At 42.5% G+C, this 15,217-nt stretch carries 9 protein-coding genes; 1 reads left to right on the forward strand and 8 read right to left on the reverse strand.

Annotation, left to right across the window (positions count from 1 at the left end; genetic code table 11):
* Nucleotides 1-103 precede the first annotated feature (103 nt).
* Nucleotides 104-1,717, reverse strand: coding sequence for a family 43 glycosylhydrolase (locus tag B3E00_RS03265; protein ID WP_293936905.1), 1,614 nt, complete (start codon nucleotides 1,715-1,717; stop codon nucleotides 104-106).
* 308 nt (nucleotides 1,718-2,025) lie between these two features.
* Here B3E00_RS03265 and B3E00_RS03270 point away from each other — a divergent pair, with 308 nt between their 5' ends.
* Entirely contained in the window at nucleotides 2,026-3,069 is a 1,044-nt protein-coding gene (locus B3E00_RS03270; protein WP_293936907.1) for a hypothetical protein, read from the forward strand.
* A gap of 408 nt (nucleotides 3,070-3,477) precedes the next feature.
* Here the strand turns inward: B3E00_RS03270 and B3E00_RS03275 are convergent, their stop codons facing one another.
* The 7 genes from B3E00_RS03275 to B3E00_RS03305 form a co-directional block, all read right to left on the reverse strand.
* The gene (locus tag B3E00_RS03275) at nucleotides 3,478-4,263 is read right to left on the reverse strand and encodes a hypothetical protein (RefSeq protein WP_293936909.1); all 786 of its coding nucleotides are present in this window, start codon (nucleotides 4,261-4,263) and stop codon (nucleotides 3,478-3,480) included.
* 759 nt (nucleotides 4,264-5,022) lie between these two features.
* A complete protein-coding gene (locus tag B3E00_RS03280; RefSeq protein ID WP_293936911.1) occupies nucleotides 5,023-5,895 on the reverse strand; it encodes a phosphodiester glycosidase family protein in 873 nt (290 codons plus the stop codon).
* A gap of 6 nt (nucleotides 5,896-5,901) precedes the next feature.
* Nucleotides 5,902-7,050: a YdcF family protein gene (locus tag B3E00_RS03285; RefSeq protein WP_293936913.1), complete on the reverse strand. Its 1,149-nt coding sequence runs from the start codon at nucleotides 7,048-7,050 to the stop codon at nucleotides 5,902-5,904.
* Between the two features lies 1 nt (nucleotide 7,051).
* Nucleotides 7,052-8,749 (reverse strand): right-handed parallel beta-helix repeat-containing protein, encoded by a 1,698-nt coding sequence (locus B3E00_RS03290; RefSeq protein WP_293936915.1) that lies wholly within the window; start codon nucleotides 8,747-8,749, stop codon nucleotides 7,052-7,054.
* Nucleotides 8,749-9,699 carry a sugar phosphate isomerase/epimerase family protein gene (locus B3E00_RS03295; protein ID WP_293936918.1) on the reverse strand — a complete coding sequence of 317 codons (951 nt, stop codon included), beginning with the start codon at nucleotides 9,697-9,699 and terminating at the stop codon, nucleotides 8,749-8,751. Before B3E00_RS03295 ends, B3E00_RS03290 begins: the two co-directional genes overlap by 1 nt.
* A 1-nt stretch (nucleotide 9,700) precedes the next feature.
* Nucleotides 9,701-11,482, reverse strand: coding sequence for a RagB/SusD family nutrient uptake outer membrane protein (locus B3E00_RS03300; RefSeq protein ID WP_293936920.1), 1,782 nt, complete (start codon nucleotides 11,480-11,482; stop codon nucleotides 9,701-9,703).
* Between the two features lie 20 nt (nucleotides 11,483-11,502).
* A complete protein-coding gene (locus B3E00_RS03305; protein ID WP_293936922.1) occupies nucleotides 11,503-15,045 on the reverse strand; it encodes a TonB-dependent receptor in 3,543 nt (1,180 codons plus the stop codon).
* Between the last annotated feature and the right edge of the window lie 172 nt (nucleotides 15,046-15,217).

Here is a 15,217-nt window from a genome sequence, read left to right on the forward strand (position 1 = left end):
TACACTTAATTTTTATATTTTCATGACGAAAATTATGCCAAAACGAGTCTATTTGTTTGGGAGAAACTTATTTAACGACCTTATTATTTAATCCCATTGTGGGTTATTTAGCGCTAATAAGCGTTACATCATCAATATGGCAATAGGCATTCGCCTTTCCACTAGCCATAAATCCGATTTCAACGCGCCCATTTTTTATGGATATATTCTCTAAAGTAACATTACTCCAATGCTGATCCGCTTTAATCAGGTTCTGTTTATACGTTTTACCATTACTTAAGGCATACATATACAAATTCTCAAAGCCGCTGCTGCGTTTAAATTTTGCAGATAAAGTGTATTTTCCATCCACTAGTTTCACATGCTGGCTAGACTGAATAATCTGTGACACCTTACGCTTAAAATCTATTTTATCGTTAATCTGCAAACTCTTTTCTCCAATTACCTGCGTTCTATCCTCGACAGTATTGAAATAATTAAGCACGGGAGATAAAGAATCACTAACAGAGAGTTTATTTCCCTTAATAATACTGGTTTGCCATCCTAATAACTGTTCCTGAACAGGCTTTACAGGACTTGGTATATGTCTTCTATCGGCCTCGAAACTCCCGTTCTTAACATAATTGTTGTCACTGTTCACCTGCCATTCTCCTGTTGTTGGATGAATACTCCATGAACTTAACGAATTAAAAATAGGCTTTTGGCCATCAAACGAAAGGGGACACCACTGGTTATATCCTAGACCATTGCCCGCAAAATTAGCCCATCTGTCGCCACAATAGATAACTGTTTCCTTTTTAGTCCCTTTTAGCGTTACAAAAAATCCGGTTTGCGTGACATGGGCATAATCTACCTCTGTACCTTCCAAGATCAACATTTCATTGGTAGGCGTATATGGACCGTAAATATGATCTGAAACTAAGTAATAGGCAAAAGAGGAATCCCAGCCGTACAAGTTGGAAGCAAATAAATAGTATTTTCCATTATGTTTGAACATACAGTTCCCCTCTCGCCCCTCACCTTTAAATACCATATTACAATCCAATAGTCCTACCTTACCGTTCTTTACCCCAATTTGTGAGATGTAAATCTTGTTTCTTCCTCTCCCATAGGAATACACCAAGTATGACTCTCCGGTATCCTCATCGGTGAATACCGTTTGGTCGCCAGTGTTGCTTGTTCCTATCATAGCAGTCATATCGATGCGCTGGTGCCATTTAAACGGGCCATTAGGACGCTCAGATAAGGTAACGAGCAATTGATCATTATGTTGGATGAGCAGTGCATACTTACGTATTTCCTTGATATATGCGACACCTAAACGTCCTGCCCAACGCGTCTGGGTATAATTTCTATTAAATTCATCAAGAGTCAGTACATCTCCATAAGAGGTCCAGTTCACTAGATCCGTAGACACATAACACGTAACAGAAACAAAATTGTCACGTTCAGGGGTGACACTAGGATTATTTCGGTATTTTTCAGATTCTTGATATTTTGCTCCATACCAAAAATATTTAGTCTGTCCATCTTCAGGATCTTTGAAAGAAAAAATACCTCCTCCTTGGCTATATATAGGATGTCCATCTTGGGCGTCCCAAAAAATATCATTTTTAATTTTCAAAAATCCTTTTGGAAGATCTGACTGACCCTGCAACTGCAAGAATAACAGGCAAAGTATAAAAGAAAAAAAAATGTGTTTAGAAAAGGTGCTCATAATTTTGGTCCGATGAAAAATCCAAGATAAAGCAATAATTCTTGAAAGCCATCATGCCCCTACCTGTAATTCCCTAATTTATTTTACATTAATAAGCCCCTCGCCTATCGGTTTTACACCAACGATCAAGAAAATCCAGTGAATGGAAGATATGGAGAAGATTCTCCAAAGAATGTCGAAAATTTAAGTATTTTTAATGATATAGTTAAGCCCTCTATGTTGGATAACAACGGAATCTCAATCCAAGATGGGTTTAATAACAGCTGGGTCTTCTGCTCGTGTAATATCGTTAAATACTAAAAAAACTTATGCGCAAAATAATAATCTTATTTACTTTCTTAGCCGTATCAGCTTTTCAACTTATTGGTAACTGCTTTGCTCAAACCAAATATATTGTATTTGATCAAGACAAACTAACCGATTCATTGAAAGGGCATTTATTCTGCAAAAGAACATATGCAGAGATCGGATCCGACAGTACCAATTTCCCAAATCTGACTATTTACAATTTTCTGTTCAAAAAAAGCATAATTCCTGATGATTCAAATCAAAAAGTATTTCAGAATTTTATAAGCTTTGAGCGTGAAGGGAAAAATTTGCCCGTTGATATCTTAGTTACACTAACGCCGCTGACAAGGTCTAAATTTGAGGTGAAAAATATCTCGAAAGCCATTATTAACAAGGAATTAAACATAATTTCTTTGGATAGCCTGTTGCGAACCACAGCGAGAGATATATTTTATGCAACTTATGCACCTTTAGGTATTTTTCCAGAGACACCATCCCTCAATTTGAAGAGAACCGATTATAAAATCGTGATCAAACGAAAAAATGAATATTTTTTAGTTGACAACGAAACCTTAACTGAATCTTATTTTATTGGTAATGGCTATATGGAGCCTTATAGAATTAATGCAGCGGGAATATATCCGCAGAGTAGGAATTCTTCAAAACAAAGTTATCTCTCTACTGGAAGGTTAAATACGCTAAAAGGGGGAATAATAAAAGATACTACCATAAATTTAAATAATCAAGGCCGATCTATAATGATAGACGGATTTTGGACAAATGAACCTCACATTCCTTTTACAAAAAGTGCCGGTTTAAATAAAGGTAGTGACTGGTATGCAGTAGAAGGAATTGGAGATTTTGAGTTCTATTGGGACAATGGAATATTAAACGGTAATTTTTTGGACTATTTTAAAAGAGCTCAGTTAATTTATATGCCCGATAAACAGCTCAATAGAAAACTGAACCTTTGGTATAAAACAAAGAAAATTAATGGCATACCATTCGAAGCTTTTTTTAAAGACAAAGGTTTGGACAACACAAATTTGAAAGCGATATTATAGCGAGCAATACCCAATGTTTCTATCATTATAATCGCCTATAAATTTGGATTTGAGCATCCCGACTCTTTCAGCATACTTTTAAGATAGGGACAAACCTGATGACGTTGGAGTTTCGTAAATCATTTCATTAAAAAGGTTACCAAAATGGCATCGTCATTCCTCTTCCATTGTATTTACCATTTTTTATCTCAAATAACAGTGCCCACCATCCCCTTTTAGAGCGGTGATATATAAACTATTTGACACCCTTGGATTTTTTTATATCAAATTTCGGCAAACCATCGTTCTACAAGTGCTGCCCCGGTAATCATCACAAAATACTGATTAAAAAAAAATTACACTGCAAACAAGTTAATGTTTGTTTTATTGTTCTTTAATCTGATCTTTCATCTGCCAAAGTGAATTAAGCTACAGTTTGCCATCGTTATTTATTTGCACCTGACCGTTAGCTTGCTCTGCTCCTCTTTTTTGCAAAACACCATTTTGATAATATTCCTTTATTTCAAGCGAATCTTTGTTTTTGTAAGAACGACTGTATAATTCTCCCTTATAATAATAATCATTGTAACGAATATTGTTTTTAGTATATTGCCTGTTGTCATATGTTCCGTCCTCATTAAAGGTTTCATACATCGTGGGACTTTGCTTCTTTTTCTTATTTCCATTGGCATAAAATTCAGTGAAGGTGTCTGTCACCATATTAGCGATATGCGCTATCTGACCATCTTCATAATATTCTTTTGAGACGCCTAAACCATAATGCTTGTTTTTATTTAAAGACATCCAACCCTCGCTTTTGAGCTTTTGTTCAGTACTAGGATAATATTGCCTGTAATATGCTTTATCAATATCACGATGACCTTCGATAAGTAAAACGCCGCCCGTATATACAGTAAACTTTTTCGCTTGTGATTTTTCGATTGTAAAATTTGCTTTCTCATCGCCCTTCACTACAGTAACTGTTCCATCAATAAAGCCATTCTTTATCGAAATATCAGCGTTTTGATTGTCATATTTAAAAACATAAATTCCATCTTTGAGTGCGACGTTTTTATTTGTCACCTGATCAACAATGCTTACGTTGCGAAAAAATAGTTGATCCAAATTCTCTATTTTAACATTTAATGTATAGGTTAGCTGGGCGAAGGCAAAGTTTGTTATTAAAATTAGAGGCAATAATAGTTTTATTTTCATATCTGTTCTTTTTAATCGTAGTCCATCCCGATATTCATCCTATTTCAAAGGTTTTCTGATTTAGGACAAGGAAGCTTACTGTTACATCAATGTATTCCTTACCGATACACTCTAACATAGATCTATTGAGATTCTTAATTTCCATGCTAGATAGACTATCTTCTCAAATGAAAAGTATGCCCATCAATCTTTTCTATTAACCAAATCATAAGGATAATATACACTTATTCACGAACTCTATTCTATGCTATTAAGAATCTCTTAAATCAAAAATACGAATAAGTAGAACTTTAATGTCTGCCATTCATAATTCGCAGGGATTCATTTATTATTCGTTGTATTTTTCTGTTTTATAGTTTTAAAATATAAGGTCATGTACAGCACTACGTCTCCATTGATGTACCAGATTTAGGAAACAGTCGATGCAGGTGTAATCTACACGTGTATCTTTGATGTATGCAGCAACTTAATCCAATGTACCTGTATCCGTTAATTCAATTTTTTATTAAACACCATATTTGCCAAATGCAACAGCTCGAGTGGTGACATCTTAAAACTTAATATATTCCTTATTTGAAATCACATGCAGCAAAGGCATGGAATCTTTGCCTACTGACCGTGCAACTTCGAAAATAACAGGCAAAGGATAAAAGAACATAATATGTATTTAGCCAATACCAAGAAGAATTGCTCAAATTGAATAGGGGCCATCTCATCTTATCTGTGAAATGGCCATCTGTCTATAAAACTATAGGTATTCTATTTTAATGTAAATACCGTGGCTACAGCGCGTTCACCTTCATGGTCAAACTTTCCATTATCTGAAGGGTAGTTAACCACTCCTTCGCCTTTCACCCAGGCTGTGGAGGAGCCTCCACCGTCATAATTTAATGCTGAAATACAGCCCAAAGCGGCCATCAACTCGCCCAACTGGGGTATAGTCAGTCCCTGCGATTGTGATGAGCGGCCATCAATAACTGCTACGATCAGCTTATTGTCTTTGGTAAGCCCAACTGCTGTACGTGGATGTCTACTGGTATTGAAATCGACATTCAACTGTTCCAGCACCTGACCATTCTGCATCAATAACGGGCCGCCAGCCAGTGCAGCTGTAGCGTTCAGGGTACCCCAGCCTCCTGTCGGCTTCGGCACAATCTGATAGCTCTGCCCGGTAAAGGTAAATGCCCCGTTTTCACGGTAGCTATTAAATCCATTCACAGTCTGATTAATCACCTGACCATCGTATTTGAAAAATACGGTTGATCCGCCTGTACTGGTATTAAAGTAACTGCCATTGAATGCAACCAAAGCGCCCTTAGCCGTGGCAGCAGCACTTGTTTTTAGAAATCCGGTCTTCACATAGGGAATTTCCAGCTGCATGCCTTTCTTCAGATCGATCTCAAATACATTGACATATTGTTTGGAATCAAATATCCGCGAAAATTGGTAATACTTCCACACGACACCGTCGGCAACCGTTTTTGTATTCCAGGCAGTCGTATTGATAATCTCCGCCAGGTCTTCCTCCTGGGGAATACTGTAATCATAAGGCAGCTGTGTTCCGCCCTCATTTTTCTTGCATGAAATAACAAGAAAAAGCAGCAATAAGCTGTATATAAAATTTCTTTTCATCTGTTCTTACTTTATTTCACCGATCCACTTTAATTTTAATGGAATCGCTTTTTCAATTGTTTTCTGGTCAATAGTGCATACGGCCGATTCCATATTGCGGTAAAAGATGACCTTATTTTCTCCTGGCAGCAATCTTGCAGCACTTATATTACCCGCCCCCCAGCTGTAGGGCCAGTTGCGAAAATAGTGTTGCGGCACAGTTTCCCGGACATACTGAAAGGCCTTCCCTTTACGCTCCGCCAATAGCACTTTGTCCTTTCCGATCAGTACCAATGATGTCCCATGAATATATCCTGTATTTATAAGACTCCAGTTAAATGTGTCTGGCAGCGACAGCCATTCCTGAATAGGCTGTTCGTCCAGTACCTGATAATCCTTTTTTGAAACTTTACGGCAATAGCCATCAAACAGGATATACCATGCGGCCGGGTCATCAATATATATCGGTAGATTAAACTCTGAACTCCCTTTCAGAAAAGGAAACAGCTTCTCCACGTGACTGATGCTATATCTTGTGTTAGCTGCATCCGTTGTGAAGACGATATCCTGCGTGAGATAATAGGTGCTGTCTTTTTTTGCCCATACGGCTTCAGGTGTGAGCCAGGTTCCTTTTAATGTAAAAAGATGATTGTCATCGTATGCGTTAAATATTCCGCCATAATCAAGACGGTCTTCCTTTTTGGGCTGTATAGCGCCTTCAATAAAAAACTTAGCCGTCACCCCATCGTATTTTTGCAGGCGGGCAGCGACAGCAATCGCATGCCAGTGGTTGGAAACTACATTTACCGTATCTCCCGGCTGAATGATTCGCTCGCCGGCATTATTTTTAAGGCGCCTGCTAAAAATATAATTCTGCACGGTGGTCTTGGAGTTTTCCTCCTTAAAGATCAATGCCGCAGGTACCCCTTTGCTGACCAACTGCAGCGCCATGGAAGAAGCTTCACAGATCTTCGACCCATGTGCTCCACAGCCTCCCGAAACGATGATAGCATCCATCGGCCGGATACGGTAGAGCCGAACAGCAACATCCACTCGCTGGGTAAGCACTACAGGATCGGCTGAACCTAATAAAAGCAAGATATTCTTGTGCTCTGCCCCATAGCTATTGCCCCATAAAAGAAGGATAAAAATAAATAAGCAGCTTAATTTCTTCATCTTATTTCACTTTTGCACCCATCCAGTTGGACGAGCGTGGATTATTATTAATATCTTTTTGTATACGATTGTCGTCCAATGCCGGCTTGTATTTCTTGGCAAGCTCCAGTAATCCGGAAGAGCTTAAGCCGTTACTCATGGAGGGATTTCCGGCACCGATAGGTAGATAATCTGCATTCAGCATAGTCGAAGGTTCAAAACTTACTTTTGGATCAATGCTTCCATCAGCGCCATACACCGCTTTCGTAACAACAGTGTGCTGGATTAATGGAACGACAGCGATGTTATCTGAATAAGCATCAACATCAGATGAGCTTCCCGCCTGGATATTGCCCGATACGATTGAATTGATCAAAGTCAGGTTGTTGACATTGCTGCGGCGATAGACACCACCGCCGGGACCAACAACGGCATTCTTGGTAATGGTTGTACTGATCACATCTGCCTGACAGTTATCATACAGCATTAGTCCGCCGCCGCCGTTGGCTGATGTGCTCGAATTATCAGCCAGCAGGCAATTAACGAATACACCTTTTGATTTTTCACGCAGATAAACACCTGCTCCATAGGATGTATTTGAATTTCCGATCACCTCACAATTATAGAGTGTAATCGCCGCATTTGGATAGGCATGTAAGCCCCCTGCGGTGCCTTTGGCACTATTATGATTAAACTGACTATCGTAGGCAATCAGTGACCCGTCAGCGATCCATAGTCCGCCGCCGTTATTTCCACTGTTGCTATTATTGTTGATACGGCAGTTTTCTAACCTGAGCTGGGCCCCTGAAAACGCATATATGCCAGCAGCAAAACCAGCAGTCCCCTTATCTGCAGTCGCTTTATTGTCAACCACATCCACATTTTTGAGCAAGACTTTAGCCATACCGATCAACATACCGCCACCTTGGCCACGGCTGAATTTTACGTTGTCAATCGTTGTACTGGCACTACGGTCGGTGGCATTCCCCCCTTTGATGCTGATATTTTGCAACATAACCTGATTTTCAGGATCTAGGCTTGCCGTCACCGTGACTGTATGAAATACCGATTTTCCACTGGAAAGCTTTCCCTGAAAGATGGTTTTATACAGCGCGGGATTGGGCTGATCTCCAGGTTTGGCATTGGCCGCGTATCCGCCGATAAGGCTGACATTCTTTGCAATCTCTATGGTTTTGTCTGATTCCTCATTCACATCGCCATTTCGAATGGTTTTGCTTGGAACATAGATTCCCTCGGCCAAGAATAGGGTACTACCTGTCGTTGCTTTTTCGAGTGCCTGATCGAGATCTGTAGCACTGCTCCACGAACTGCCATCCCCCTTACCCGCAGGAGTCACATAAAAAACGGGCACTTTTCCGGATTCTTGCAAGACCAAGATCTCCTGCGATAGATTATCGTTCAGCCTGAGCAACAATGTCGCTGAACGTTCGTCTTCCGAATTCTTAGAAACAGAAAACCGGATCTTATTTTTCCCTTTGGGATACACCGTACTATCCAGTTTGATCCAATCTTTGTCGCTACTGACGGTAACCGCCGCATTCGCCAAGATGTCCAACTGATAGGTATCGGCCCTACTGCCGACCTCCATATAATCCCGATCGATCAGGAGCCGCTGCTCACTTTCTATTTTATCTTTTTTACAGCTCTGTATGCTGAGGGCAAAAAATAGAACCATAAAAATATATAACGCTTTTTTCATTAATCAATGTTTTGAACGTACTTATTGTTTTGTGTGTTGCTATAATTCTGCTGCAGCTGACGGTAACATGCTATCAGCTGGGCTGTGGTTTCATAATGACACTCAAACATGAATACACCTTTATATTTAATTTTTTCAAGTGCGGCCAATATGGTATTCCAGTCATTCTGCCCTTTACCATTACAAGGCAGGTAGTGACTTTCCTTCGTTCCATTCCCATCCGCGACGTGCAGCGTCTTGACGCGTGGACCAAAAGCCAAGAGCAGCCGCTCGGGATGCGCAATATGGTTCATGTCCACGGCAATGCCGACCTGATGAGGAAAGCGGGCGAAAAGTTCCTGACATTCTTCCACGGTTCGCAGTAGGGGTCGCTCCCGCTCACCCACCGTCAGCGAAGGCCCGAGCATATTTTCGATGACAAGCTGCCGCCCCGTCCCCGATACCGCAGTGGACAACTCGTTGACAGAACGTACCAGCTGATCCTTGCGGGCCTCCCTTTTGTTGGGCTCGAGGTAATAGGAAGGATGAAACAGAATTACCTGCGGATGAAGACGATAAAGACCTTCCAGCAGCTGCAAATGCATACGGATCACCTGCTGCCGCTGCTGTTCATCCAACGTAGAGATATCTATTTTGGCGGAAAAGGGCATATGGATAGACCATACCTTCACCGACGCTTCCTTCAATACAGTGGCCAACGAATCGCATTTAAGCAACCATTCATCCTGTGGAATGTTTAAACTGAGATCTGCATTGACAAAACTTCCTAACCCAGCAATCTCGATATAATCCATACCAGCTGCTTTGTCGGCCTTTAGCTTTTCCAATGCTATCTTCCGGATATCGAGTGAGTAGCCAACTGCATAATCAGGCCGACCCTGCTTTTGACTGTAGGTATATCCGGGGATCAATAGATAACAGAGGATCGAAATAAAAATAAGTTGTTTCATGTTATCGGTATAATTTCTCCCATTCAGGATTTTGTTTCAGATTTGGGTTTAACTTGATATCTTCGATGGGGATCGGTGCATAGTAATCCCGTTTTTCATCAAACTTACCCCGTTGATAAAATGGATCCAATGACCCTTTATTGGCATTTTGCGTATTTGAAACCGGGTCCCAAAGCGTCCGCTGATTGATATTGATCAATGTGGTCACGGTACCCGGTGCCCCCGATGTGTTGCCGGTATGGACATACACATCCGCCTTGCCATCGCCGGTAAAATCATACGCGCCGACACCGGGAAAATAGACCCCAACAATAGGCTGATTGAGTTTGGATCCGGCTTTCCAGCGTATTAAGTCATCCCACCGCTGTCCTTCGTTGAACAATTCAATACGTCTTTCGCGTCTGATTTCCAAAAGTACTCCCTTAAATGCGCCTCCGTCGATGTTCGGATACATGGCCAGCAAGTAAGGATCAGGATTGGCATTCGCTTCAGCGAGGGATAGCATTGGCATTCCCGCGCGGCTACGCAGCTTATTGACTGTCAGGTCAAGGTCGCTTTGGCTGATTGTCCCAAGTTCCGCTTTTGCTTCGGCATTGATCAGCAATGCCTCCGCATAACGGAATAAGATGACATCAAAATAGGAAGCCGATACACCCCATTGCAATTTATCAGGCAAGGCCTTAATCAGACGATAGCCAGTCGTGGTGATGGTCAAGTTGACTGGCTCATTGCTTGTCTCGCCATTGGCACGGAACTCAGGCCCCGCCGTTGTCTGTGTAAGCCTTGGATCTCTATTCTGCATTTCCTGATAGAATTCCATAGTCTTGTAACCTGATCTATCGGTAAAACGGCTTCCATCCTTCATCAGATAGCTATTGACCATATCTTTGGCGATACCATAGGCCCCCGAAGTCGCTGAGGTGAAGGAATAGCCAAGGCCATGCACACGCATACCCAATTCAAAATCAATGGCAAGGATAGTCTCCACCTGATCTTGATTATTTCGGGCGAACAGATTCCGATAGGCTTGATCCGCCCCGCCCTGGCTATATAAGGTATATGCCCCAGCATTCATCAGTTCGGCCGATGCACTAACAGCCTCATTCAGGAACTTTTCATGTCCTGCGATCTGATGGTATTTTCTAAATGTCCCTTCAAAGAGTGCTACCCTCGCTTTCAGCAGCAGTGCCGTGTATTTGGTGATCAGATTAAGCTGTTTTTCCGCTGGGATATTTTCAATAGCATAGTCCAGATCGGCCATAATAGAATCCATCACCAGCTGCCGTGAGTCCCTCGCTTTGAAAAGATCTTCATCTTTGGCGCTCAGCACCTTTCCATACCAGGGCACGTCACCGAAAGTTTTGACCTTATCGTAATAAAAATGCGCTCTAAAAAAGCGGGCTATGCCGCCGTATTTCTTTTGTGCTGCAGCGTCGGGCACTTTATGGTAGTTGGCCAGAAAATAATTAATTTTGCGCAGCTGGCTCCAAGACCAACCACCCGAGCCGCTGCCCACAGGGACAGTACGATTGCCCTTGATCCGATCGGCTACCGTAAGGGGGATCATATTGTCCGAACTACCATCGTTTGTATACCAGGATTCATTAGGCAAAAAGGTGTAAAAATCATTAGTGGCTACCTCCAGATCCTTTGCTGTATTGAAAAAATAAGGCGCTTCCACCTGGTCCTCCGAAGGACGATCCAAATAGTCTTTCTGACAAGCTGCCAGTGATAGCAAGATCAACAGACCAAGTAGTTTATAGGTGTTTGTTGTAAGTTTCATTATCATTGCGTTGTCAAGTATTAAAGCGTAAGCATTAAACCAAAAGAATAGGTTTTACCCATGGGATAGTCACGTAGCAGGCCCCGCTCCGAGGAATCTGCAGGATCATTGGCACTCGCAGGCGAATTATAATTGATCATTGCACCTGCTTGCTCTGGATCTATATACTTCGTCAGATTGCCAAAGTTCCAGGTCAACAGATTCTCGCCGCTGAAATAAAACCGTAGTTTTTCCACTTTATAGCGCCTTGTCCATTTCTGCGGTAAGGTGTATCCTAACGTAAAATTTTTCATCCGCAGAAACCCGACGTTGGTCAGATAATAATCGTTCAATTCGTACAGTGACCTTCCGCTCTGCAAGGAGGAGTATCCCCGATAGATCTGCGGATACCTGTTTCCCTTATTGTCCGGTGTCCAGGCATTATCCACCAGGTCTTTACGTACAAAGGAAAGATAAGGCCGCTGGTAGGATCCCCAGTATAAATCCCCGGTCGGGTACCAGTCCTGCTTGGCCACACCAGCAAAGGCTGTCGAGAGATCAAAATTATTCCAGGAAGCACTCATATTGATACCAAATGGAAATTTCGGCATGGCGTTACCAATGGGTTTAATATCACCATGGTTGGCAAGCGTATTGTCACCTTTGTCGATACGTCCATCACCATTGAGATCCACGTATTTCACATCACCGCCGCGCAACATATTCCACTCACTATTTTGCGATACACTCAGAATATCATTATATACTTTGGAGAGGGACAATTGTGGATCCTGGAAACTATTCTGGTAGCTCAATGCCTCCGCATCGGACTGAAACTGTCCGTCGATATGGTATCCCCAGATCTGCCCCAGCACCTGTCCTTCGTAATAGGAGCTCAACAAGCCCTGTGGATTATTATATTTCGTAATGATCCCTTTAAAATTGGTGGTATTCACGGCGATGTTGAAACGGAAGGGTGAGCCTGCAAGGTCAAACTTGTCCTGGTAGCTTAGCCCCACTTCAAAACCTTTATTGCGCAAAGCAGCATAGTTTTCGCGCGGTTCATTAGCTCCAAATACCGCTGGAAGTGGTTGGCCCGGAAGATACATGCCTTCAACATCCTTCTGATACCAGTCAAAATTAACATTGAGCTTGTTCTGAATCAGCCCAAGATCAACACCGAAGTCAATGCTTTTGGTGCGTTCCCAGGTGACAACGTTCGGCAAAGGTGCCGGCGTACTGGCCCCGATAAGACGGGAACCCCCATTTAGCCAAGCCAACTGCTGCACCGTCATCAATTCCTTAAAGGTATTGACACTTACAGTCTGGTTGCCGAGTTTGCCATACGAAGCTCTGAGCTTTAAGGTGGGTATACTGCCTTTGATCGATTCCCAGAAGTGCTCACGGTCCAGCTGCCAGCCTAATGAGACGGAGGGAAAAAATCCCCATCTGCTCCCGCTTGGAAACCGTGATGAGCCATCATACCGTGAATTTATTTCCAGCAGGTACTTATTATTGTAGGCATAATTAAAACGGCCAAATACGCCCTGAATAGCCCAATTTTCAGCTGTTCCGCTCAGGCTATACATGGAAGTCCCCAGCGCCAGGTTAGATAGATCTTCGATCAGCAGGTCGTCCATGGCCCCGGCAATACGGTCCCGGTCAAAGGATTCCTGATTGTAGCCTACCAATACTTTGAACTGATGTTTTTGCGCCACATTTTTTTCGTAGGTCGCAAACAGGTTCATCGCATTATATTTGTCTTTCCAGCGGTATTCTGTCAGACGGTTAAGCCCTGCAGTCGCATAATTGAGTTTATTGCCAGAATAATAACTGAAGGGGTTAAGGCGTGTGCTCCGTGAAAAGTTTTCGATACGGTTGCTATAATCAAAATTTACCTGAAGGCCTTTCAATGGCTTGAGCAGGACACGGAAGGTATTGGTAAATTCTTCACTATTGCGCAGCTCCCAGTTCTTTGCTGATTCGAGTCCTGCATTCGCACCTTGACCCCCAGTACCTACACCGATATCTGTTGGAATACCGTCTACAAAATTGGGGTAAAAAGGCATCAAATAATACCAGGTAGTCGTACTCCAAAGTCCCCCTAGACCATTGCTGTAGCCACCATATTCTTTATCCTTTTCGTTGATGAACTGCGTATTGTTCGAAATTTCCAACCAGCTATTGGGCGTGAATACCAAATTGGATTTCATATTCTGGCGGTCCATATTCGCATCATCATTGATATTGTTGATCGTTTCCCGTTTGAACACACGTCCAGAGAGATAAGCTTTCAACTTTTCACTGCCGCCTGAAATGGCGATATTATGGAAGTTGGAGGGTTGATATTTTTTAAATAGGTAATCCCACCAGTTGGTTTTATAGAAAAATTTATAGGTTCCGTCCGCCTGCTTCTCATGAAAGGGCGCAATCTCACCTGCAGCCACCATTTTGATCGCTTCCCAGTCCATTGGATTGTAACGTGTATAGGAACTGCCGTTATAACCGTACAGTGCGGCATCTACGGTTTTCCCATAGACATAGGGATCGGAAATATAATCGGTACGGGAGGCGGGTGTAGTCCAGGCAAAATTATTGACATAATCGACCTTAACTGTTCCTGCCTTTCCTTTTTTTGTGGTGACCAAGATGACTCCAAAAGCACCACGGGCTCCATAAATGGCCGCCGAAGCGGCATCTTTCAGGACAGAAACACTTTCAATATCATTGGGGTTAACCCGTGTGATATTCCCTTCGATCCCATCGATCAATACCAGCGGGCCGCCCTCATTAATGGAATTGAATCCCCGCACATTGATGTCTGGTGTCTTGGATGGATCGCCATTGTTGAGCTGGATATTTAAGCCCGGCATAAGCCCCTGGAGCGTACCTGCTATATTTGGACTTGGACGCAATGCGATATCATCCCCATTGACCTGCGACACGGCCCCCGTCAGATTGGCTTTTTTTTGCACGCCATAGCCCACGACGACCACCTCCTCCATTGCATTGATGGCCGGTTTCATGGTTACATGCAATGTAGACTGCTGTGCGAGCGCCATTTCCAGTGGCTGATAGCCGACCATGGTAAATACAAGTATGGCATCATGGCTACTGACCTGGATCTGAAAGCTGCCATCCTCACGACTGAGCGTTTTCTCCTTTTTGCCTTTTTCGCTGATTGTAACATTGTCTAAGTGTCGGCCCTGATCGTCTTTGACAAATCCTTTGACTGGGTACAGCTGCGGAGCCGCCATAGCGGACGCTTGACGAACTGCCTGATCCGGTCTTTTGTTTAAGACAATATTTTTATCCGCTTTGACATAAGATAACTGAAGCTGGCTCAATAAATCTTTCAGCGCTTCTTCAAAAGGGATATTGTTGAAGCTGACGCTGATACGGTCGTCTTTTGCGATCAGCGATTCGTTGTAAAAAATATTGTATCCACTTTGCTTCTGCAGTTCTTTCAAGACAGCACTCACCTTGACATTGTTCCGCTTCAGATTGACGGTCTGGCCGAAAGTAAAGGCGTGCAGCTGCAAATTGGCCGCGAACAGGAGTGGAATTGCTAAAGACAATTTCATAGAAATTGGTATTTTCTGGGATCTTACCTGGCATAATTGCCTCGGTCCGATCAATTTTTTTTTAGTAAATTGCATTCGGTTGAGATAAAATTTAACGGTTTTACTATTCATCCATGTCGAGAAAAAGACAAAACTTTCAGGGGCGTTGGCGCGCTCCTGATTGTTATATATG

Source organism: Sphingobacterium sp. UBA5996 (assembly GCF_002429765.1).
Taxonomy (GTDB): Bacteria; Bacteroidota; Bacteroidia; order Sphingobacteriales; family Sphingobacteriaceae; genus Sphingobacterium.

What these genes read in the sequence shown, in the direction of transcription:
- B3E00_RS03265 (WP_293936905.1), bottom strand. Translation starts at nt 1,717, where the DNA reads ATGAGCACCTTTTCTAAACACATTTTTTTTTCTTTTATACTTTGCCTG.
- B3E00_RS03270 (WP_293936907.1), top strand. Translation starts at nt 2,026, where the DNA reads ATGCGCAAAATAATAATCTTATTTACTTTCTTAGCCGTATCAGCTTTT.
- B3E00_RS03275 (WP_293936909.1), bottom strand. Translation starts at nt 4,263, where the DNA reads ATGAAAATAAAACTATTATTGCCTCTAATTTTAATAACAAACTTTGCC.
- B3E00_RS03280 (WP_293936911.1), bottom strand. Translation starts at nt 5,895, where the DNA reads ATGAAAAGAAATTTTATATACAGCTTATTGCTGCTTTTTCTTGTTATT.
- B3E00_RS03285 (WP_293936913.1), bottom strand. Translation starts at nt 7,050, where the DNA reads ATGAAGAAATTAAGCTGCTTATTTATTTTTATCCTTCTTTTATGGGGC.
- B3E00_RS03290 (WP_293936915.1), bottom strand. Translation starts at nt 8,749, where the DNA reads ATGAAAAAAGCGTTATATATTTTTATGGTTCTATTTTTTGCCCTCAGC.
- B3E00_RS03295 (WP_293936918.1), bottom strand. Translation starts at nt 9,699, where the DNA reads ATGAAACAACTTATTTTTATTTCGATCCTCTGTTATCTATTGATCCCC.
- B3E00_RS03300 (WP_293936920.1), bottom strand. Translation starts at nt 11,482, where the DNA reads ATGAAACTTACAACAAACACCTATAAACTACTTGGTCTGTTGATCTTG.
- B3E00_RS03305 (WP_293936922.1), bottom strand. Translation starts at nt 15,045, where the DNA reads ATGAAATTGTCTTTAGCAATTCCACTCCTGTTCGCGGCCAATTTGCAG.